The following is a 20,031-nucleotide window of genomic DNA, read 5'->3' as shown; positions in this document are numbered from 1 at the left end:
AACGGTGTCGTGCGATCGTCAGGTCGGCGCCTCGACAACCACACCGGTAAAGTCGGTAATAACGCGATCTGCATCCCGCAGATGGCTGCTGTCACGGCCTTGCGGGTACAGGCCGATGGCGCCGGCGAGCCCGGCGGCGCGGGCCATCCGGAGATCACCATTGGAATCGCCGAACAGCAGCGTCTGAGCCGGTTCAACACCCAGCTCCCTGCAGGCCTGCAGGGCCATATCCGGGAATGGCTTGCCGCGGGCCACGGCATCGTGGCCGAGAATGGCGGCAAAACTGTTGTCCACACCGAGCTGGGCCAGTTGTGCACGGGCGCTCTCGGTATCGTCAGCGGTCACAACCGCCAGCGGTATGCCCAGAGTCCGTGCCTGCGCGAGCAGATTCAGCAACCCGGGCATGGGAGCCAGATGCTCGGGCCCTATGGTCTGCAGGGCCTGCTCGGCAGCCAGATAAACGCGCTGTATCGCCTCGTTCCAGGGCAGGCCGTGGTGGCGATACAGACCCAGTGCCAGCAGGGCGCGCACATCGTTGAGGGTGCCGATGGCCAGCGCGCCGGTAGGGTGGCAGTGCTTCAGGTCCGGCGTGACCCCCAGGGTGACCAGGGTCTCGGCTGTCGGCAGCGGACTGCCCTGCTGTGCCAGCAGCGTCAGCACGCGCTCAAGCCAGCCCAGCCACAGCGGTTCGAAGACCAGCAGGGTGCCATCCTTGTCGAACAGGATGGCCTGAATATCGGCAAAGGACTGACCGTCGATGCGGATATGGCTGGCGCGGGTCTGTGTCTGATCCAGTGGGTCCATACGCTGGTCCTATCGGCCTCTGCCCTGGCGGCGCCGGCGCTCGCTGTCGGTATCTTCGGACAGCCAGCGCAGCAGTTCACCAGACTCGCAGCGGTCGATCAGGCGCTCCAGAAACCAGTAGTATTCCTTGGACTCCTCGATCTTGGTGCGGTCTTTCTCGATGCGCCGGCGCACGCTCAGCGGCAGCTCGTAGCTCTGCAGCAGGTCATCGTAGGCGGCCTGAGCCTCCTCGATGGCTTTCATGTTGATGGTGATTTCGTCTTCCCACTTGCGGCAGAAGAAGTTGATGAAGTTCTTGTAGAAATCCTCTTCTGCCCGATAGAGATCCTTGCGCTCGCCGGGCCGGAAGGTCCGGTGGACCATTCTGTTTTCCAGCAGCTTGCGCACTCCGGTGCTCATGCTGCCCTTGCTCATGCCCATCTTGGTGCACATCTCATCCAGCGTGATGGGGTCATCATGAAAGTACATCAGACCATACAGCAGTGCCGTGGTGGCACTGACGCCGTAGTGGTCCATTGTCTGGGCGATGGAGTTCACAACCAATGACCTGACTTCATCCAGTTTTTCCATGGCGGCCGGTTCATCCAGTGACTCACCGGACGCCGACACAGCGGGGTTTTCATGATTCATAGAGCGACTCTAACGGGCACATGTGACTGTTTTATTAACGCTATTTCGAACGTTTAATATTTTTTAAACGTATTACACAGTATGTTTATTGTCAGCGCTCTGTCAAATTCAGCGCAGCACAGAAAGTCGTACAGTGACGGCTGGCGGTTGCGCCGGGGCAGGAGGGTGAGGGATTGCAGGACAATGCAGACCGGGCGACGCCTGCAGCCTCTGGCCGGGCTGTGGGGGTCTTCAGGGCCGGGCTGCCGTGGTCTCCAGATGAGCCAGTGCAGCATCGACCAGCCCCAGCAGTTCATCGACGGCGCGGGTGGCCAGGTGAAAATACTGCCGGGCGTCGAGGGCAGGTTGTTCGGTCTGCAGCAGGCGACTTTCGATGCAGTTCAGCAAGTTGCTGACCGCCGGGTCGACTCGACTCAGGGCATCGGACAGCGGATGCTCCGTCTGGGCAGCTTCATGCTCACGCAGGGATTTCATGGCGGTCCAGGTCAGCATCTCAATCTTGCCGTGCAGAAAACGCAGCCGCACCCGTTGCGCCGGTGTGCTGGCGCCGGTTGCGGCCATGCCGGTGCCGAGTGCTCTGGCCTGACCTGACCATTCAGCAGCCTGCATGACTTCATGCCAGATGCGCGGCAGATAGGAGAGCTCAGGCCGACCCAGAGTCAGGTCCATGGCGGTGGCAACATCTTCCAGCAGCATCAGACTGTTGCGGATCAGTTGATGATGCTGGCGCAGGTTGTCGTCCGCATCTCTGGTCTGCCGGGCCCGCAGTCGTGACCAGTGGTTGAGCAGCGCCTCCCAGCGGTCGCCGTGGTCGGTATCCAGGCCACGGGTGGCGCCAAAGCACTGGTCCAGCTGGTGCCGGGTGTGCTGCAGTTCAGTGGCCAGGCTGGGATCACCGTTCAGAACACCCTGACTGAGGCCCCTGTGCTTCTGCAGGCCGGCGATCAGGTGGCGCAGCAGGGCGAGCTGGTGCTGATGTCTGGCCAGTTGCTGGCGTCGATGGCGCCGAAAGGCGATGTGCACCAGCGGCAAAACCGCCAGGGCCAGGATGGCAAGGCTGAGGCTGAAAACCAGCTCCGGTGTCAGATGGATCATGACGCTTCCTCGGTCAGTGTGGTCAGGTGGCCGGCGATCTCCTGGGTGCGGGCGGCCGCATGCAGGTTGTCTTCATTGCCGCGTCGGGCCTGCTCGGACAGCGCCGCAATGGCATCGACGGCCTGGCTCTGCTGTTCGGTACTGACGGCGACCTGCTCAATCTGCTGCTGCAGGTCGCGCGTGGTGTCCTCAACGGTGCGCAGCAGGGTCATCACGGTATTCGAGGTCTGGGCGCTCTGCTCGGCCTGCGCCGTCAGCCGGTTGACCTGGTCGGTGGTGGCGCGGATCTGCTGATCGACGGTGGTAATATTGCGGCTGATCTCGGCTGCCGAAGTCTGGCTGCGGGCGGCCAGATGGCGTACCTCGTCGGCCACCACACTGAAGCCGCGACCCTGCTCGCCGGCCCGGGCAGCTTCGATGGCCGCATTCAGGGCCAGCAGGTTGGTTTGCTCGGCGATGCTCTCGATGGTGTCGGAAGCCTGATTGATACTGCTGAAGTGCTGGTTCAACTCTAGGATCCGGTCGTGGGTAGACTGGGTGGTGTGCGCCATTTCGGTGATTGACTGCACCAGATTGGTCAGTTGCCGGATGCCATGCGTCAGCTGACTGCCGGTTTCGGCACAGGCTGCACGAGAGTGCTCTGCCAGGTCGGCGACTTCGCGAATACTCTGGGTCATTTGCTCGGTCGCTGCCGCGGCAGTGCCTGCTGTCTCGTTCTGCTGTTCGGCATTGCGAGCCACCCGAGAGGCGCTGGCACGCAATTCCCGGGAAGCATGGGCGATCTCGTCCAGCCGATGCTGCAGTTCCTGCCGGTGCCGCCAGTGGCGCTGCAGATCGTCCAGCATGGGCTGACGTCCGCTGCCCAGTCCGTCCGGGTCAACGCCATAGAGGTTGGGCAGAGCATGGTCATCGCTAATGCTGGCGCACAGGGCTGCCAGGGCCTGATGGCGGCGCGACTGCAGTGCCAGAGCAACCAGGCTGATGTAGGCACAGAGCACCAGAAACACCACCACAATGGGTACCAGTGCCTGCATGAAGACAGCCAGCATCGCCGTTACCAGGGTGCACAGGAAACTGGCGCTGGCCAACTGCAGCAGGCGACTGTCGCCGGTTGACTGGGCGGCGTTCAGGAGACGTTGGATGGGGTAGGTCAACCACTGCATGCTGGATCCCGCTTCGCTTGCTTGCAAAAAAAACGCCTGCGCTCCACTGCCGTGAAGCAGTGGAGAAGCAGGCGTCGTTGCCAGGGCAGGTGGGCCGGGTTTCATACCGCGGCACTGCCATTGTGTATAACATGACCAAGCAAGTTGGGTGCCACCTTGGAGGTATGCCTCGGTGGCCGGTGCCGGGGTTCAGGCCTCCAGATCAATGACCAGGTTGCCGGCGGCACCCGATTCCAGAATTTCCGTGTGCGCCTGCGGCAGGTTTTCCAGACTGAACGTCTTGCGCACCACCGGCTTGACCAGGCCGCCGTCCAGCAGCGGGTACAGGGCCTGCGAGATTTGCCTGAACTCGGCCGGTGTGCCATTGAACAGAGCCATGCCCATCACTGCGGCATCACGCGCCATCAGATCACGCGGGGTGATTTCAATACTGCCCCGGCTGCCCACCACAACCACGCGGCCGCGCCGGGCCAGAGCTTTCAGATCACGGTCCAGATTGACGTCGGCCAGCATTTCGATGATCAGGTCGAAGCCGTCATCCAGGCTGTGCCAGGGCTGCAGGTAGTCTTCCGTGCGGTGGTTGACGATCTGATCGGCGCCGAGCTGGCGCAGCAGTCGTTCACCCTCTTCGGTGCCGGCACTGGCGGTGACATTCAGGCCGGCGGCCTTGGCCAGTTGCACGGCCACGGTGCCGACAGCACCAGTGGCGCCGTGGATCAGCACGGATTCCCCGGCCCTGGCCTGGCCGCGATTGAACAGCGCCCGGTAGGCAGTCAGTCCGGGCACGCCCATGCAGGCGCCCTCCACCCAGGAGACCGAATCCGGCAGTTTGTAGGTGGTGGCGGGGTCACCGACCGTGAACTCGGCGGCCGAGCCGGTGACGCAGCGATGAAAGAATACCCGATCACCGGTGCAGAACCCCGTGACGTTGGCGCCGACTTCGACCACTTCGCCGGCGCCATCCATGCCGGGTGTGTGGGGAAAGGTGGTGCTGTAGTTGTTGGTGCCACCACGGATATAGGTATCCACCGGGTTCACCCCGGCCGCCTTTACCTGTATCAGCATCTGATCATCATTGATTCGAGGCTTTTCTACGTCCTCGAGGCGCAGCACCTCGGGACCACCATACTCGTGACTGCACATGGCTTTCATGTCAGGACCTCAGTGTTGGAATTCAGAGCCGAGTATAGCTTATTTGTGCTGCATTTTGCCGTCACCCGATTGGATGCAGTCGACAGCGTTCGAGCTGCAGCCACTGGGTCAGCAACCGATACTGCACCTGCTGGGCCGTTGCCCCTGCGACCCGATCATCGTAGTGATAGAGGGTCTCCAGCGCTTCATTCAGGGCCGCCATGGCCTGGGTCCTGAGGCCGATCATGGCCCAGCAATGGGCCAGATTGGCTATGGTGGCACCATAGGCCGGCAGCCATTGCGGGACGTCTTCACCAGCGCTCAGTCGCTGTTGGCACAGGCAACGAGCACGACTGTAGGCCTGCAAGGCCGCACTGTAGTGACCTGCAGCGAGCACTGCATTGCCGTCCTGCAGGCATTGGCGCCAAGCGTCCAGAGCAGGGTTGTCCTCGGCGCAGAATTTGTGCCTGGGCCGGGCGGATGCCGCCGGTCTGGCCGGATTGACAGTGGCGGCCTGTATGCACTGTCGAAGCCATTGCCAGGAACTGACGGCCGACGTGGGGTTGTGAGTGTTGCTCGATAATGAGGTCATAACGGCATCGGGTTTGCTGTTGAGTGTCTGTTGTCTCTATTTAAATGAAAATGATTGCTATTTGCAATGCTGTTGATTGCAGTTTTCTGTCGGCATTGAAGCAGGCCAGTAATAGCCACGGCATACAGTTGCATATATGCATATACGTATGTACGATTAAATCGTACGAACAGAACATTGCAAGAGATGCGCATATGACACTGGCCATTGTTCCGACTGAATCGGCACCGGGGCTGACACCAGCTCGGCTGTTGCGTTGTCTGGGTGACGAGACGCGGCTGCAGATCATGTTGCTGATTCAGCAGCACGGGGAGCTCTGTGTCTGTGAACTGACAGCGGCGCTGGCACTCAGTCAGCCCAAGGTGTCGCGACATCTGGCCCAGTTGCGCCAATGTGGCCTGCTGGCGGACCGCCGCCAGGGGCAGTGGGTGTTCTATCAGTTGCCGGCAGTGCAGCCGGATTGGGTGCGGGCTGTCCTGGAGGCCATTCTGGACGGGCAGGGTAGCCTGATCGAGGTGGCCAGGCAGCGTCTTGCAGCCATGAACAACCGACCGAATCGTTGTTGCTGATGTCATGCGCCGGCAGCGGTGATCGGGTTTTCATTCCCTGATTCAAAGCGGAGCAATCAGCCTTGGGTATTTTCGAACGTTTTCTGTCGATCTGGGTGGCTCTGGGTATTGTCGCCGGCACGCTGCTCAGCCTGGTGTTTCCGTCCCTGTTCGAGGCGGTGGCGGCCTTCGAGTTTGCCCACGTCAACGGGGTCATTGCCGTCTTCATCTGGATGATGATCTACCCGATGATGATTCAGGTGAACTTTGCCTCCATCAGGGAAGTGGGGCGGCAGCCGCAGGGGCTGATTCTGACCCTGGTCGTCAACTGGCTGATCAAACCCTTCACCATGGCCGCCCTGGGCTGGGTGTTCTTCCGCGTGATCTTTGCCGACCTGGTCGATCCGCAGACCGCCAGCGAATACATAGCCGGCATGATCCTGCTGGGTGTGGCCCCCTGTACCGCCATGGTGTTTGTCTGGAGCCAGCTGACCAGGGGTAATGCCAGCTACACGCTGGTTCAGGTGTCGGTCAACGACATCATCATGATTTTCGCCTTTGCGCCCCTGGCCGCGTTGCTGCTGGGGCTGACCGACCTGACGGTGCCCTGGGATACCTTGCTGCTGTCGGTGGCGCTCTATGTGTTGCTGCCCCTGATCGCGGGCATGCTGACCCGACGCTGGCTCATGAGCCGGGGTGGTGAGCAGGCCGTGACTGCCTTTGTGGCACGGCTCAAACCTGTCTCCATACTCGGGCTGCTGGCCACGGTCACCCTGCTGTTCGGTTTTCAGGCCGAAACCATGCTGGGCAACCCACTGGCCATCGTGCTGATTGCCATACCGTTGCTGATTCAGAGTTACGGCATCTTCTTTATTGCCTATGGTGGCGCCAAGGCCCTGAAACTGCCGCATGACATCGCCGCACCGGCGGGCCTGATCGGCACCTCCAATTTCTTCGAATTGGCTGTCGCCGTCGCCATTTCACTCTTTGGTCTGACCTCCGGGGCGGCGCTGGCCACCGTCGTGGGCGTGCTGGTCGAAGTGCCGGTCATGCTGACTCTGGTGGCCATTGCCAACCGGACAAGGCATTGGTTCCCGGCCGCCAGGCTAGAGGATACGGTTGAAAAGCCACGGGAAGCGGGTGTGGGGTGAGTTGTAGTCGACAGAAGACAGTCGTGAACGAGTCGACAGTCGTGAACGAGTCGACAGAAGACAGTAGACGGTCGACAGTTGGGTTCTGGCGCCGATTCAGGTGATCAAGAAGAGGTCTCGAACGCAGCGCCTTTCGACGAATTGTCATGATCTCCGCTGTCTACTGTCGACCGTCTACTGTCTACTCCCAACCGTGTACTATTTACCCAAGAGGATATTTTCATGACCCTGAAAATCGGCATCAACGGCTTCGGCCGCATGGGGCGTCTGGCGCTGCGGGCGGCCTGGGGCTGGCCGGGCCTCGAGTTTGTGCAGATCAATGACCCGGCCGGAGATGCGGCGACGCTGGCGCACCTGCTGAACTTCGATTCGGTGCATGGGCGCTGGGCACATGAAACGTTGGCGGACGGCGACCATAACGCAGACCATTATCGATGCACCGCACAAGGATCTGCGCCGGGCGCGCTCCTGCGGGTCCAGCCTGATTCCGACCACTACTGGCTCGGCGACTGCCATTACCGAAATCTTCCCCGAACTGAAAGGCCGCCTGAACGGCCATGCCGTGCGCGTGCCGCTGACCAATGCATCGCTGACCGACAGTGTGTTCGAGGTGGAAAAGCCAACCACAGCCGAGGCGGTCAATGCGCTGCTGAAGGCCGCCGCCGCAGGCGAACTGAAAGGTATACTCGGCTACGAAGAGCGGCCACTGGTCAGTATCGATTATCGCACTGATCCACGCTCCGGCATTGTGGATGCGCTGTCGACAATGGTGGTCAACGAGACTCAGGTGAAACTCTATGCCTGGTATGACAATGAATGGGGCTACGTGAACCGGATGATGGAACTGGCCCGCAAGGTTGGTGCCTGAGGGCTTGATTTGAAACAGTGCCAATGCCGCCTGGTACCAATCGGACCGCCGCCGGGCTCGGGTGCATGCCCTGTGAGACACGCAAAATACGTCGTCCCTGACAGCTCGGTTGCGGCCGTCCCTGGCCGCAAACGGTCTCACAGGGCATGCACCCGGCAGGCGACTCCAACCGTGCCATTCTAGTGGCCAAAGGGCCACCGCCTACAGATGAGCCTCCGTTGCAGGCCGATCAGGAGGCACTGATGATGCGGCCGCCACGCGGGGTGCCCTGATCCGCAGAGGCGGCTGGGCTCCCAGTCCTAACCTGGCGGCAGCAGCAGGGCACTATATAACGGCCATCCTGCCACGCGCGGCACATTGACACTGTTGACTGTCGACCGTCTACTGTCGACTCACAACTTTCAACTTTCAACTTTCAGATTTCAACTCAAAACTCAGAGCCCCATGACCCAAGCCCTTCGCCAATACGCCATCATCACCGGTAACTACTGGGTCTTCACCCTCACCGACGGCGCCCTGCGCATGCTGGTGGTGCTGCATTTCAACGCGCTCGGCTACAGCCCGCTCGAGATCGCCATGCTGTTCCTGTTCTACGAGTTCTTCGGCGTGGTCACCAACCTGATCGGCGGCTGGCTGGGCGCGCGCATCGGCCTCAACCGCACCATGCATATGGGGCTGTTCCTGCAGGTCGGGGCGCTGCTGATGCTGACCGTGCCGGCGGCCTGGCTGACCGTGCCCTGGGTGATGGCGGCACAGGCGCTGTCTGGTATCGCCAAGGACCTCAACAAGATGAGTGCCAAGAGCAGCATCAAGCTGCTGATTCCGGAAGATGCTCAGGGCCGGCTGTATCACTGGATTGCGGTGCTGACGGGTTCCAAGAACACCCTGAAGGGCGTCGGTTTCTTCATGGGAGCGGCACTGCTGGCACTGTTCGGTTTTTCCGGGGCGGTCTGGACCATGGTGATCATGCTGCTGGTGGTGGCGGTGGCCAGTCTGTTCATGCTCAGTTCAGATCTGGGCAAGGCCAGGGATAAACCGAAATTCCGCGCGATACTGTCCAGGGACAGCCGGGTCAATCGGCTGTCGGCAGCCCGGGTTTTTCTGTTCGGCGCGCGCGATGTCTGGTTTGTGGTGGCGCTGCCGGTCTTCATGGCCTCGCAACTGGGCTGGGAGTCCTGGTGGGTCGGGGCCTTCATGGCGGCCTGGGTGATCGGCTATGGCGGGGTACAGACGCAGGGCCCGCGCTTTACCCGCAGCGCCGACGGGGACCTGCCGGATGGTCGTACGGCAGCGATCTGGGCCTTTGCGCTGGCGGGGGTGACCATGCTGATCGCCATCGGCCTGGACGGACGGGTGCCGGATGCGCCGTTGCTGGTGGTCGGCCTGCTGGTGTTCGGGGCGCTGTTTGCGATCAATTCGGCGCTGCACAGCTATCTGATTGTGTCCTATGCGCGTGCGGACGGGGTGTCGATGGATGTGGGTTTCTATTACATGTCCAACGCGCTGGGCCGACTGACGGGCACAGTGCTGTCGGGCTGGGTATATCAGGTGTGGGGGCTGCAGGCCTGCCTGCTGGTGTCGGCGGCCTTCATACTTATGGCCGCCGTCCTCGCCCGTCCGCTGCCGCGGCCCGGGCCTTCTGCTGCCTGATGATGGGTGCCGATCGGACCATTGCCACTTTCAGGTGTGATGCCTCTGCCGCCTGATGGCTTGGAGCTGAATGGACCGTCGCCCCGCTCAGGTACAGGCCCTGTGAGCCCGAGAGGTCCCGCCAGCCCCGACAGCCCGCGAACCGTGGTACCTTGTTTCCGGCTGTCCCTTGTCCCCGTCGGGCGGGCCGCAAACTCGCTGCGCTCAGACAAGCGGCCCGCTGATCCTCCGGGTCCTGCGCGCCAGCCGGCGGTACCACAGATGGTTCGCTTGCCTGCCGGGGCCTGGCAGGATGCTCCCTCAACGCCTCAAGCAGCATAACCAAATCTGATTGCCAATGCCGCCTGATGGCTTGAAGCTGAATGGACCGTCGCCCCGCTCGGGTACATGCCCTGTGAGACACGCAAAATACGTCATCCCTGACAGCTCGGTTGCGGCCGTCCCTGGCCGCAAACGGTCTCACAGGGCCTGCACCCGGCAGGCGACTCCAGCCTTGCCTCCCAGCTCCTGTAGCGGGGACGGTCCGACGCTTCGGCGCAAGTGCCGATTCCGGGTCCACAGGACCCCTTGTGGAGGGCGGCCTCACCGCCCATCGCGACTCGCGTCGCTCGCTACGATAGAGGCTATTCTGCAGGCTGTGCGGTCCTAAATTTTGAGGCTTGCTCACGCATGCGTGGCCAAGGGCCACTGCCTACAAAGATTGGGAGGCACGGCTGGTGCGGCCGCCGGGCGGCGGTGGCACGGAACCCGAGCGGGGCGACGGTCCATTCAGCTCCAGGCCATCAGGCGGCCGTGGCACGGAACCCGAGCGCGGCGCTTCAGCGATACCCCTCGGGTTGGGCGGCGGCGAAGGGTTCGTTGAGGCGTTCGACTTCGTCGTCGATATCGGCCAGGTCACTCTGGCTGCCCTCCAGGCGAGATTCCGCCGTGGGCAGCAATACCTCGAAGGTGACGCCGCGCACATCCAGCGGCTCGAACACCACCCGACAGCCCCGCTTGCGCGGGTGGAACTCCAGTACCCAGTGCGGCAGCTCGGGTCGGAAGGGGTCGTACAACGCCTGTGTACCCTCGGCCGTCGGCACGGTGAGTTCGACCTGCTCGCCGCTGTGCGCACAGCTGACCTCCACTGCCGTCACCGCCTTGCGCAATGACCAGGCACACTGCCGCTCCGGCTCTGCCGGCTCCGGCATGCGTACTCTGGGCTGGCCATCCACCAGCACCACCTGCGCTGTTTCATGCACCAGGTCGCCATTGCTCAGACGAAAACGAAAGTGCCACGCCAGTGAGTCCGCCGTGGGTTCGGGGCGGGCATTGTCTTCGTTGTGAATCAGGATGCGACCGTCATAGCCGCGCACGATTTCCTGCACAAAGAACAGCCCCAGCCCCTTGCCGTGATGCTCCTGCACCCGGCGGGTGGAATAGCCCAAGTGGAAGATGCGGTCCTGCTCGGTGGCCGGGATATGCGGGCCGCGATTGTAGACCCGCAGTCGAATCAGCCCGTCGGTCTCGTCCATGTTCAGCCGGATCCGATTGTGACGGTGCCGGTAGGCGCGCTTGTGGGCATAGAACTGCGCATTCTTCAGCAGGTTGTCCAGCAGCAGCGTCAGATGGTTGGCCTTGCCCAGCAGTGGCCCGGTGGGCAGCAGCCGCAGGGCCAGCAGCGGGTCCTGTTCGACCAGCAGCGGCTGTTCCGGGGTGTCCAGTTGCTGGCGCAGCGCGTCGGTCAGCGTCTGCTCGTGCAGCAGCGGGCGCACTGCCTGCCAGACGGCCAGCCGGGGTGAGTAGTCGATGGTCAGCGGCGTCGGCTCGGGGTCTTCCGGGTTGAGCAGCTTTTGATAGTAGCGCTCTTCGCACTGGGCCTGCAGGTTGCCGATATAGAGCGCCAGGTTGTCAGTGGTGGCCAGGTCCAGCAGATCCCACAGATACCGCATCTGCACACTGGCTTCCCGGTAGTCGGCGGTGTCCCGGTCGGCCTGGTCCATGGCCTTCTGCAGTGCGATCTGCACCCGATCAAAGGCGATCACGCCATTGTGGCGCACCTCGGCCGCGATGCTCTGGAAGTGCAGGAACTTTTCGTCGTATTCGATGTAGTCCAGCAGCTTGTCGCTGATAAAGCGTTTCAGACGGTCGGCATGACCGGAATAGGTCTGGGCGCGCAGGCGCAGTTCATGGCGCTGCTGCCACAGGGTTCGGTTTTCGTCCTGCAACTGATTCAGCGCCATCTGCAGCGCCCGCTGGCGCCGCACGTGACGACGGGTGTCGGCCAGCAGGGCCAGCAGCAACAGGCAGGCCAGCGCATACAGGGCTTCGGGCCGCAGCAGCAGTTGCAGCCAGTCGGGGGGCACTTGATAGAAGGTACCCAGTGACGGGTCGGCCCTGACCAGCAGTACCATTGCCGACCCCAGAGCCGCCAGTGCCGAGCAGACGGGAAAGGCCGGTCGCGGCAGACGAACGGTGGGCCCAGGGCCCTGCTCGCCGGCGGTGAGTTCGGGTTCGCTGATGTTGTCAGTGGTTTCAGCAGGCTTCATGAAGAGGCAACCAGATCCGGCTCGGTAACGGGTTTCCAGCAGTAGGCACCGGCATCACCAAAGGTGACCAGACCCTGGTCACGCTGACACAGGGCCATGAAACGGCCGTCGCCGCCGCCAGCCTGATCGAATGCATTGCGCAGGGTGCGAATGTGCTGGCGATAGCTGGCCCAGGAAAAACGGCCCGGGTCGGCCTGCAGGTGGTCGGCAATCTGCTCTGTGGTCAGCGGGCGCGGCGAGGCCTCGACCAGGTAGCGCAGTATCTTGCGCGGGGTCGGGCCCAGCGGGCGCTGCGGGTTGCTCGGGTTCATCAGCTTGCGGCCCTGCCAGAACACCTCCCAGGTGCGTGTGTCGATGCGCAGTGGCCCCTGTTCAAGATGATCATTGCTGGCCGGTTGTCGCCCGCGCAGCACCGCCCGTATACGCCAGCACAGCACCTGCTCGATATTGGGCTGGTGCTTGGCAATGAAGTCGCGGGCGCCGGTCTGCTCGAATGCCTGCTCCTCGATGCCGGTACCGCTGTACTCGGACAGGTAGAGGATGGGTACCTCCGGCCACTGGCGCTGCAGCGCGCGCGAAACCGAAAAGCCGGCTTCGTCGTCACCGCTCATCTGGGCATCCAGCAAAGCCAGATCAGGCGGCGTGGAGCCGGGCTGACGGATGTGCTGACAGGCCGCCGCCGCAAACCGGAACACCGTCAGCCGGGTGGGCTGTTGGTCAAAGGCCTCTGCTTCCAGTACGGGGCGAAAGCGGTCAATCCAGTGTGTCTGGTCTTCTACCCAGAGTATATCGGCCATGAGGTCGGGTCTGTTCATCACTTCTGCGTGCACAGTCTAGCATGACGTTCCGTTGACGTGGTCGTGCACAACTCACAGATTTTTCACCGGCGCCGTGCAGACTCCCGGTCATGGTGGTGCGGCCCCAGTCTGTCGCCGCACCGATACAACAACTGATGCAGGAGCACAAACCATGACTGATCTGATGCTGGTCTGGTCCGATTCACCGGCCGTTTCCATGGCGATCTGGCTGGGTCTGGCCATGATCGTTCTCTATTTCGGGCGTCCGCATGCCCATCAACTGTTTCATTCCACCGGTCAGGCCATCCACACCGTGTTGCGCCTGGCCGCGCGCTCGGTACGCCAGTTGGAAGACCGGGTGGTGGCCCGCAACCGCGACGTGCTGCTGGCACAGGGACGGGAGGAAGTCGAGAAAACCATCGAGCAGGAATTCCAGCGCGTCAACACCGTGGTGGAGCGCGAACTGAGCCACTACCCGGCGCTGCACCGCAAGATCAGCGAGACCATTCAGCAGATCGCCAGCGACTACCATGCGGCCACGGACGAGCAACCGCTGCCGCCGGCCTGGTCGGAGGTGATCGATAAGCTGCACAGCATGCCGGCGCAGGGCGACCCGGCCGTGATCAAGGTGATGGACAACATCAGGGGCGTGGTTGACAACGCCCACCAGCAGACTCTGAAGGCCTATCAGAAGAACTGTGCCGAACGGCACAAGCTGCTGTCGGCCATGCAGCCGCAGTGGCGGTCGCTGAACCAGAATCTGCAGGCCACGGAAAAAACCATCAATGGGCTGGAAGAGCACAGCAAGTCCATTGATCGTCAGATGGAGCGCTACGAAAGCATGCGCAAGGGTGAGGACAGGGCCGCCAATACGCTGATGGCCTCGTCGTTCACCCAGTTTGTGATCGCCAGCATAGTGCTGGTCATCGCCGCCTTCGGTGGCATCATCAACTTCCATCTGATCGCCCTGCCGATGTCGGAGATGGTCGGTGGCAGTGCCTATATCGGCTCGGTGCGCATGTCCGATATCGCGGCGCTGGTCATCATCATGGTGGAAATCGCCATGGGGTTGTTTGTGATGGAATGCTTGCGCATTACGCACCTGTTTCCGGTGATCGGGCGGCTCGACGACCATATCCGCCGGCGCATGCTGTGGGTGGCGCTGACCATTCTGGTGATCTTTGCCACCATCGAATCCTCGCTGGCCTATATGCGCGATCTGCTGGCACAGGACCGTGAAGCCCTGTCACAGGCGCTGGCCGGTGCGGCAACAGCCGAAGCCCAGTTCCGCTGGATTCCGTCCATCGGCCAGATGGTGCTCGGCTTCATTCTGCCCTTTGCGCTGGCCTTTGTGGCCATCCCGCTGGAGTCCTTCATTCATTCGTCCAGGGCAGTCCTGGGCGCGCTGACCGTGGGCCTGCTGCGCATGCTGCGTGTCACCCTGCGGGCTCTGGGCGGCTTTGCCCGGCAACTGGCCCGCATGGCCACCAGTCTGTACGACATCTTCATCATGCTGCCGCTGGCCATCGAGCAGCGCATCGGTGCTGCCGGCAACCGCCGTCGCGAGCAGAAGGCGCAGCATGCCGAGTCGGCCGCAGTGTCTGGTGAAGATGACGCGGCGGACAGGTCGCCCCGGGGCCGCCGGTCGCCGCTGAGCCGACGCAAGGCCGAAAAGACAGAACCGGAAATCAGTTCACCCGATCAGGATATGGAGGTGCCACATGAACCGCGTACAGCCTGAACATCATCGTGATCCCCAGGACCGCCCACGGTGGCGGCTCTGGTGGGGCAAGGTCCGCCTGACCATCGGGGTGGCGCTGGGCATGCTGCTGGCAGGCTGCGCGCAGACGGACGACCCCCGCCGCGCGGCCTATGTGCTGATGGATATTTCCGACAACTATGTGCAGGAGCTGGCCAGCGCCCAGGCGCTGACCCGCTTCCTGCTGGCCGAGCTGCAGCCGGGGGATACGCTGGGCGCGCTGTTTATCGACAACAGCAGCTACAGTGATCGCAACGTGATTGCACAGACCACCTTTGACGACCGGCCCAGTCTGGCCACGCAGCAGAAGCGCCTGTTCTATGCCGAGGTGGATGACTTTGTATCGGGCATCCAGGTACCCAGTGCGCACAACGACATCACCGGCGGCATCCTGCTGGCCACGGAGCGGCTGCGCAGTGTCGATGCCGGGCAAAGGGTGCTGTATGTGTTCTCGGACCTGCAGGAAGATCGCCCGCCCTGGCTGGAGCGCGACTTCCCGGTGGATCTGGACGGCGTGGAGGTGGTGGCCATGAATGTCACCAAACTGCGCTCGGACAACCACAATCCCCAGGCCTATCGCGAGCGGCTGGCGCAATGGGAGCAGTGGGTGGAAGACAATGGCGGCAACTGGCGGCTGGTCAATGACCTGCAGCAACTGGAGCGCCAGTTGGCGCAGCGTTGACGGTCCAATGCCTGTCAGTCGGTAACCAGTGGTTCCGGCTGCAGGTCGAGACGGTCGAACAGGGCCCGGTCGCGCTCCGCCTGCGGGTTGTCGGTGGTCAGCAACTGGTCGCCGTAAAAGATGGAGTTGGCACCGGCCAGGAAGGCCAGTGCCTGAGTCGAGTCGTGCATCTGCTCACGACCGGCTGACAGCCTGACGTGGCTGGCCGGCAGCAGGATGCGCGCCACCGCAATGGTGCGCACGAACTCGAACGGGTCCAGGTTTTCTGCATCCGCCAGGGGTGTGCCCGCTACTCTGACCAGCAGATTGATCGGTACGGATTCGGGGTGCGGGTTGAGACAGGCCAGTTGCTGCAGCAGCGCAGCCCGATCCCGGGCTGACTCGCCCAGGCCCAGAATACCGCCGCAACAGACCTTCATGCCCGCCGCACGGACATTGGACAGGGTTTCCAGCCGATCGCCATAGGTGCGGGTGGTGATGATCTCGCCATAGTATTCCGGCGAGGTATCCAGATTGTGGTTGTAGTAGTCCAGCCCGGCCGCCGCCAGTTGCCGGGCCTGTTCGGCATCCAGCATGCCCAGTGTCATGCAGGTTTCCAGACCCAGAGCCTTGACCCGACTTACCATCTCCAGCACTGCCGGCAGGTCGCGCGCGTGCGGGCTGCGCCAGGCCGCACCCATGCAGAAGCGGCTGGCACCGGCATCACGCGCGGCGGTGGCCTCTGATACCACCTTGTCTATCGCCAGCAGCGCTTCCTTTTCCAGCCCGGTATTGTGATGGCCGGACTGCGGGCAGTATTTGCAGTCTTCCGGGCAGGCGCCGGTCTTGATCGACAGCAGGGTGGAGGTCTGCACGGTGTTGGGGTCGAAGTAGGCCCGGTGCACCTGCTGTGCCCGATACAGCAGATCGGCAAAGGGCAGGACGAACAGGGCTTCTATTTCTGCCAGTTGCCAGTCATGGCGGGGTCCGTGTCGGGTTGCTGTCGGTGCGGTGGGTCGGGGGTTGAATGCTGTGGCGGTGGCTTGGCTCATGACGATGGGTTCCCTGGCCGATTGCGATATCCAGCCGTCAGCCTAGAGTCGTCATTCTTTATGTCAACAATATAGCATACATGTGGTTTACATATGATTGCAAAATAGCCTGTCGTCAGGGCGGATCGGCCCGATACCAGGCGGTCTGCTGGATGGCGTGGGTAATCCAGGTCTGGAAGGCCTGCACCTTGGGCCAGCGAAAGTGGTGCTCCGGCGCCACCAGCAGATAACCGTATTCGGAATCATGGGACAGATCCAGTGGACGGATCAGTTGCCCTTTTTCCAGAGCGTCACTGCAGATACTGCGGCGTACCAGTGCCACCCCCTGACCGGCCAGCGCCATCTCCGTCAGGGCCCAGGTGTCCGATACATGCAGGCGGCGTCGGTACAGTGCCGGGTCCTGGCCGTTTTCCTGCAGGAAATCGTCCCAGCGATAGTCCATTGGGTCCTGGCCCGCCAGCAGATACTGATGACGCAGCCAGGACCACACATCTTCACTGTCATCCTGATAGAGCAGCGGATGGCAGACCAGCAGCACGCTGTCGTAGCTCAGCCAGTCGGTATGCAGGCCCGGATAGTCGGCAATGCCATAGCGGATGCCCAGGTCATTGCCGCTGCGGGTGGTGAAGGACTGGGACCGATCCATGTCGATCTGCAGGTTGATATCCGGGTGCTCGTCCTGAAATTCAGGCACTCGGGGCAGCAGCCAGGCGCTGGCAAATGAGGGCAGTACGGACAGCCGCAGCACGTTCGGCGCCGGCACGCCGCTGATCCTCTGCAAACCCTCTGCCAACTGTTCAAAGCCATGCTGAACAAAAGGCAATAATTCCTTACCAGTTGAGTTGAGCTGTATTTGTCGGTGTGTGCGGTCAAACAACTGGAATCCAAGCCAGTCCTCCAGTTGTCGGATCTGCTGACTGACCGCAGCTTGGGTGATATGAAGCTCTTCTGAGGCGGCCTTGAAACTGCCCGTCTGGCATACGATCCAGAAGCAGCGCAGCGTGTTGAGTGGTGGGAATTTGATCATACGGTTAAGCGTAGCTTATGTGAAATTAAAAAACTATCGTTTGTGGAGAAACCGCTTTCTGCAGACAATACTCCTGCCCATTAACCGGGGCCATGCAGTCTGCGGAGTGCAGCACAATGGCCCCAAGCCCGGTAAGGAGAAACTACCATGACAGCACAGATCCCAAACACTCAGATCGTTCATCCCATCCGCATCAAGCTGCCGATGGACGGTATCAAGCGCATCATCAACCGCATGATCGTACGCAAGCAGAAGCGCGTTCTGATGGAACTGCCTGATTACCTGCTGCGCGATGTCGGCCTGACCCGTTACGACGTGGCAGAAGAGCTCAATCGCCCCTTCTGGCGCTGAGCAACCTGTCAGCGCAGCCTAATCGGTTAACTGCGCTCACACCAGAGAACAAGAACACCGGGTGAGCAGGTCAGGGATTTGACCAGCGATTGAGTAAGAAGAAAGAGTACCAGCAAGCCGCCGTGGGCAACCAGGGCGGCTTTTTTGCGTTCAGATCACCGGATTTTGCCGCCGGATCCGTTCCTGGCGCAGAGAGATACTGGCGTGAATGGCAATGGTGGTCAGTATCAGGGCGCCGCCCCAGAGCGTGGCCGCAGTCGGCTCCTCGCTCAGCGCCCACCAGACCCAGAGCGGCGCCAGAATGGTTTCCACCAGCAGGAACAGGCTGACTTCGGGTGAAGGCAGATACTTGGGTGCCATCATCAGCAGAAAGCTGGCAGCCGGCATCTGCAGCATGCCCATCAGCAGCAGCCAGCCGAACTGATTCGGCGCCAGGTCCAGCGGCTGGGCCGGGATAATACAGACTATGGCCGTGACCAGGCCGGCCCCGGCCACCAGCACCGTGCGTGGCACCTGCGGCGTATAGCGCAGTACGGTTAAAAGCCCTCCGGTGGACATGGCCAGCAGCAGGGCCAGGGCGTCGCCCTGCCAGTTGAAGCTCCCCATGGAGCCGCCGAACACCAGCACCACCCCGGTCAGGCAGACCGCGATGGCAATCTGGGTGCGCGGGGGCAGGTATTCCTTCAGCCACCAGCGTGAAAACAGGGCGGCAAAGAAGGGGGCGCTGGCCAGAATGACCACGGTGTTGGCGGCATGGGTATGGCTGACCGAGAACACGAACAGACTGGTGTTGATGCCGTAGACTACCATCATGCCCAGAGTCAGTATCGCCACGCGGCGTGTGGCCGGACGCCAGCGCAGGTCGCCTCGCCAGATGCAGATGCACAGCATGGTCAGGCCGATCAGGAAGCCGCGCCAGAATGACGTGGTCCAGGGGTCGGCCGCCGCCAGGCGCACGAGCAGAGCATCGAAACTGAGAATGAAGACACCGACAAAGGCGATGAGTATGCCCTGAGCGTGTGGGGGCAAAGCCAGAAAGCGCTCCCTGTTCAAATCGATGGTCTCCTGCAATGGGGTGTTGGATAGAGCGCAGGCTGGTGCAGCCTATACCAATGGGCAGTCTTTCAGGTTACTCTGCAGAAGTAAATCAGCGCCCTGGCATTCGCCCATACTGCACCGGGGCTGCCGCCGGCAACGGGCCACATTGCCCGTGTCGGTCTGTCTGGATAACAAGAAAAGGAGGGAGTATCGCAGTGCCCAGGGTAGCGGTCGTCGTCGATTCGGTGTGTGCTCTGCCGCCACAGTTCATGCGGGATTTTCACATCTTTCAGGTGCCGATAAACATCAGCATTGACGGTGAACATTTTGCCGATCCCTGTGATGATCAGGCGTCTCTGCGTCTGTTCCGTTCCGGCCGCCTGAGCCGTCGCCACAAGGTCACTACGGAAGCCCCTTCGGTCGCCGCATTTGCGGGTTTGCTCCGGCAACTGATCGAGCAGGGCTATGAACATATCTGGATTCAGACACTGAACCGGATGCAGGGGCTGACTTACGAACAGGCCAATCAGGCGGCAGCAGATGTGGCCCGGCAACTGGAACCACCCCGCAAGGTCTTTATTCGCGTGATGGACAGTCGTACCGTATTTGCCGGGCAGGCGCTGCTGGCGGCCGAGGCAGTGCGCCGCCTGCAGACCGACGAAGACCCGGTACGGATGCGCCGCGAACTCGATTACATGTCCAGCTTTGTGCATACCTTTGTGGCGCCGCGCGAACCGCTGGTGGCCCTGGAACGCTCACGAACCCGCGGCGAGCGCGCCGTCAAGTGGACCCAGGCGCTGGTGGCCAACACGCTGGGCATTCACCCCATTCTCTGCATCGTCAATGATCAGTCATACCAGGTAGACCGGATTCGCGGCTTCAACAATGCCGCCGCCGGCATATTTCAGCATCTGCAGACCCGAGTGGAGACCACTCACCTGCTGTCGCCTGTGGTGACGGTCAACTATTCGGGCAGCCTGTCGGAACTGCGTGAACTCCCGGGCTATGCCAGCCTGGAGGAAGCCTGTCGGGTGCGCCATTTGCAATTGATTCCGGCGGTAGCGGGCCTGGCTGGCGGCATCTACGGCAGTGTTGGTTCATTGATGGCGGCCATCGCCACCGAGCCGCACGAGTGGGAAGGGCGCTGATGCTGTGATCAGGCCTACATTTTTGGCACTTCAATTAA

General features: G+C 61.9%; 18 protein-coding genes and 2 pseudogenes. 8 read left to right on the top strand and 12 right to left on the bottom strand.

The annotated features are described in order from the left end of the window. Positions 1 to 18 precede the first annotated feature (18 nt). The 6 genes from E4656_RS07310 to E4656_RS07285 all read right to left on the bottom strand — a co-directional run bounded on the left by E4656_RS07310 (position 19) and on the right by E4656_RS07285 (position 5,220). Positions 19 to 804 (bottom strand): HAD family hydrolase, encoded by a 786-nt coding sequence (locus E4656_RS07310; RefSeq protein ID WP_135482548.1) that lies wholly within the window; start codon positions 802 to 804, stop codon positions 19 to 21. Between the two features lie 9 nt (positions 805 to 813). Beyond that, the gene (locus E4656_RS07305; protein WP_135482546.1) at positions 814 to 1,434 is read right to left on the bottom strand and encodes a GbsR/MarR family transcriptional regulator; all 621 of its coding nucleotides are present in this window, start codon (positions 1,432 to 1,434) and stop codon (positions 814 to 816) included. A 231-nt stretch (positions 1,435 to 1,665) separates the two neighbouring features. Next, positions 1,666 to 2,529 carry a nitrate- and nitrite sensing domain-containing protein gene (locus E4656_RS07300; RefSeq protein WP_135482545.1) on the bottom strand — a complete coding sequence of 288 codons (864 nt, stop codon included), beginning with the start codon at positions 2,527 to 2,529 and terminating at the stop codon, positions 1,666 to 1,668. Continuing rightward, positions 2,526 to 3,692: a methyl-accepting chemotaxis protein gene (locus tag E4656_RS07295; protein WP_167855972.1), complete on the bottom strand. Its 1,167-nt coding sequence runs from the start codon at positions 3,690 to 3,692 to the stop codon at positions 2,526 to 2,528. The genes E4656_RS07300 and E4656_RS07295 overlap by 4 nt, the downstream gene beginning before the upstream one ends. 189 nt (positions 3,693 to 3,881) lie before the next feature. Then, positions 3,882 to 4,844 carry an NADPH:quinone reductase gene (locus E4656_RS07290; protein WP_135482543.1) on the bottom strand — a complete coding sequence of 321 codons (963 nt, stop codon included), beginning with the start codon at positions 4,842 to 4,844 and terminating at the stop codon, positions 3,882 to 3,884. Between the two features lie 61 nt (positions 4,845 to 4,905). Further along, the gene (locus E4656_RS07285) at positions 4,906 to 5,220 is read right to left on the bottom strand and encodes a hypothetical protein (RefSeq protein WP_135482542.1); all 315 of its coding nucleotides are present in this window, start codon (positions 5,218 to 5,220) and stop codon (positions 4,906 to 4,908) included. A gap of 389 nt (positions 5,221 to 5,609) precedes the next feature. Here E4656_RS07285 and E4656_RS07280 point away from each other — a divergent pair, with 389 nt between their 5' ends. The 4 genes and pseudogenes from E4656_RS07280 to arsJ all read left to right on the top strand — a co-directional run bounded on the left by E4656_RS07280 (position 5,610) and on the right by arsJ (position 9,632). After that, positions 5,610 to 5,984, top strand: coding sequence for a metalloregulator ArsR/SmtB family transcription factor (locus E4656_RS07280; protein WP_135482541.1), 375 nt, complete (start codon positions 5,610 to 5,612; stop codon positions 5,982 to 5,984). Between the two features lie 62 nt (positions 5,985 to 6,046). Further along, positions 6,047 to 7,114 (top strand): ACR3 family arsenite efflux transporter, encoded by a 1,068-nt coding sequence (arsB, locus tag E4656_RS07275; RefSeq protein WP_135482539.1) that lies wholly within the window; start codon positions 6,047 to 6,049, stop codon positions 7,112 to 7,114. Between the two features lie 222 nt (positions 7,115 to 7,336). Further along, positions 7,337 to 7,982, top strand: a pseudogene (locus E4656_RS07270) (glyceraldehyde 3-phosphate dehydrogenase NAD-binding domain-containing protein). 444 nt (positions 7,983 to 8,426) lie between these two features. Beyond that, the gene (gene arsJ / locus E4656_RS07265) at positions 8,427 to 9,632 is read left to right on the top strand and encodes an organoarsenical effux MFS transporter ArsJ (protein WP_135482537.1); all 1,206 of its coding nucleotides are present in this window, start codon (positions 8,427 to 8,429) and stop codon (positions 9,630 to 9,632) included. A gap of 818 nt (positions 9,633 to 10,450) precedes the next feature. On the opposite strand, the gene E4656_RS07260 is transcribed toward arsJ, so the two are convergent. Together E4656_RS07260 and E4656_RS07255 are read right to left on the bottom strand one after the other, a co-directional pair. Then, a complete protein-coding gene (locus E4656_RS07260) occupies positions 10,451 to 12,160 on the bottom strand; it encodes an ATP-binding protein (protein WP_135482535.1) in 1,710 nt (569 codons plus the stop codon). Continuing rightward, positions 12,157 to 12,975 (bottom strand): response regulator transcription factor, encoded by an 819-nt coding sequence (locus tag E4656_RS07255; RefSeq protein WP_240753928.1) that lies wholly within the window; start codon positions 12,973 to 12,975, stop codon positions 12,157 to 12,159. The genes E4656_RS07260 and E4656_RS07255 overlap by 4 nt, the downstream gene beginning before the upstream one ends. A gap of 154 nt (positions 12,976 to 13,129) precedes the next feature. On the opposite strand from E4656_RS07255, the gene E4656_RS07250 reads away from it, so the two are divergent. Next, positions 13,130 to 14,698, top strand: coding sequence for a hypothetical protein (locus E4656_RS07250; protein ID WP_135482533.1), 1,569 nt, complete (start codon positions 13,130 to 13,132; stop codon positions 14,696 to 14,698). Next, positions 14,679 to 15,398: a VWA domain-containing protein gene (locus E4656_RS07245; RefSeq protein WP_205849141.1), complete on the top strand. Its 720-nt coding sequence runs from the start codon at positions 14,679 to 14,681 to the stop codon at positions 15,396 to 15,398. The genes E4656_RS07250 and E4656_RS07245 overlap by 20 nt, the downstream gene beginning before the upstream one ends. A 14-nt stretch (positions 15,399 to 15,412) precedes the next feature. Here E4656_RS07245 and bioB read toward each other — a convergent pair whose 3' ends face one another. From bioB to E4656_RS20745, 3 genes and pseudogenes are all read right to left on the bottom strand, one after another. After that, positions 15,413 to 16,429 (bottom strand): biotin synthase BioB, encoded by a 1,017-nt coding sequence (bioB, locus tag E4656_RS07240; protein ID WP_135482531.1) that lies wholly within the window; start codon positions 16,427 to 16,429, stop codon positions 15,413 to 15,415. A 115-nt stretch (positions 16,430 to 16,544) separates the two neighbouring features. Next, a complete protein-coding gene (locus E4656_RS07235) occupies positions 16,545 to 17,192 on the bottom strand; it encodes a LysR substrate-binding domain-containing protein (protein ID WP_240753927.1) in 648 nt (215 codons plus the stop codon). Between the two features lie 81 nt (positions 17,193 to 17,273). Beyond that, positions 17,274 to 17,456 (bottom strand): annotated as a pseudogene (locus E4656_RS20745) (LysR family transcriptional regulator); the annotation flags it as partial. A 147-nt stretch (positions 17,457 to 17,603) separates the two neighbouring features. Here E4656_RS20745 and E4656_RS07230 point away from each other — a divergent pair. Next, entirely contained in the window at positions 17,604 to 17,807 is a 204-nt protein-coding gene (locus E4656_RS07230; RefSeq protein WP_135482528.1) for a DUF1127 domain-containing protein, read from the top strand. 150 nt (positions 17,808 to 17,957) lie between these two features. Here E4656_RS07230 and E4656_RS07225 read toward each other — a convergent pair whose 3' ends face one another. Beyond that, the gene (locus E4656_RS07225) at positions 17,958 to 18,860 is read right to left on the bottom strand and encodes a DMT family transporter (protein WP_240753926.1); all 903 of its coding nucleotides are present in this window, start codon (positions 18,858 to 18,860) and stop codon (positions 17,958 to 17,960) included. 200 nt (positions 18,861 to 19,060) lie between these two features. Here E4656_RS07225 and E4656_RS07220 point away from each other — a divergent pair, with 200 nt between their 5' ends. Further along, positions 19,061 to 19,993 carry a DegV family protein gene (locus E4656_RS07220; RefSeq protein ID WP_135482527.1) on the top strand — a complete coding sequence of 311 codons (933 nt, stop codon included), beginning with the start codon at positions 19,061 to 19,063 and terminating at the stop codon, positions 19,991 to 19,993. Positions 19,994 to 20,031 lie beyond the last annotated feature (38 nt).

It is taken from the genome of Natronospirillum operosum, assembly GCF_004768465.1.
Classification (GTDB): domain Bacteria; phylum Pseudomonadota; class Gammaproteobacteria; order Pseudomonadales; family Natronospirillaceae; genus Natronospirillum; species Natronospirillum operosum.
This window is presented reverse-complemented; position numbering and strand designations above follow the sequence as displayed.

Excerpts from the sequence above, each read along its gene's own strand:
- E4656_RS07250 (WP_135482533.1), top strand. The coding sequence starts at position 13,130 with ATGACTGATCTGATGCTGGTCTGGTCCGATTCACCGGCCGTTTCCATG.
- E4656_RS07260 (WP_135482535.1), bottom strand. The coding sequence starts at position 12,160 with ATGAAGCCTGCTGAAACCACTGACAACATCAGCGAACCCGAACTCACC.
- E4656_RS07230 (WP_135482528.1), top strand. The coding sequence starts at position 17,604 with ATGACAGCACAGATCCCAAACACTCAGATCGTTCATCCCATCCGCATC.
- E4656_RS07245 (WP_205849141.1), top strand. The coding sequence starts at position 14,679 with ATGAACCGCGTACAGCCTGAACATCATCGTGATCCCCAGGACCGCCCA.
- E4656_RS07290 (WP_135482543.1), bottom strand. The coding sequence starts at position 4,844 with ATGAAAGCCATGTGCAGTCACGAGTATGGTGGTCCCGAGGTGCTGCGC.
- E4656_RS07300 (WP_135482545.1), bottom strand. The coding sequence starts at position 2,529 with ATGATCCATCTGACACCGGAGCTGGTTTTCAGCCTCAGCCTTGCCATC.
- E4656_RS07310 (WP_135482548.1), bottom strand. The coding sequence starts at position 804 with ATGGACCCACTGGATCAGACACAGACCCGCGCCAGCCATATCCGCATC.
- E4656_RS07295 (WP_167855972.1), bottom strand. The coding sequence starts at position 3,692 with ATGCAGTGGTTGACCTACCCCATCCAACGTCTCCTGAACGCCGCCCAG.
- arsJ (WP_135482537.1), top strand. The coding sequence starts at position 8,427 with ATGACCCAAGCCCTTCGCCAATACGCCATCATCACCGGTAACTACTGG.
- E4656_RS07280 (WP_135482541.1), top strand. The coding sequence starts at position 5,610 with ATGACACTGGCCATTGTTCCGACTGAATCGGCACCGGGGCTGACACCA.
- E4656_RS07305 (WP_135482546.1), bottom strand. The coding sequence starts at position 1,434 with ATGAATCATGAAAACCCCGCTGTGTCGGCGTCCGGTGAGTCACTGGAT.
- bioB (WP_135482531.1), bottom strand. The coding sequence starts at position 16,429 with ATGAGCCAAGCCACCGCCACAGCATTCAACCCCCGACCCACCGCACCG.
- E4656_RS07255 (WP_240753928.1), bottom strand. The coding sequence starts at position 12,975 with ATGAACAGACCCGACCTCATGGCCGATATACTCTGGGTAGAAGACCAG.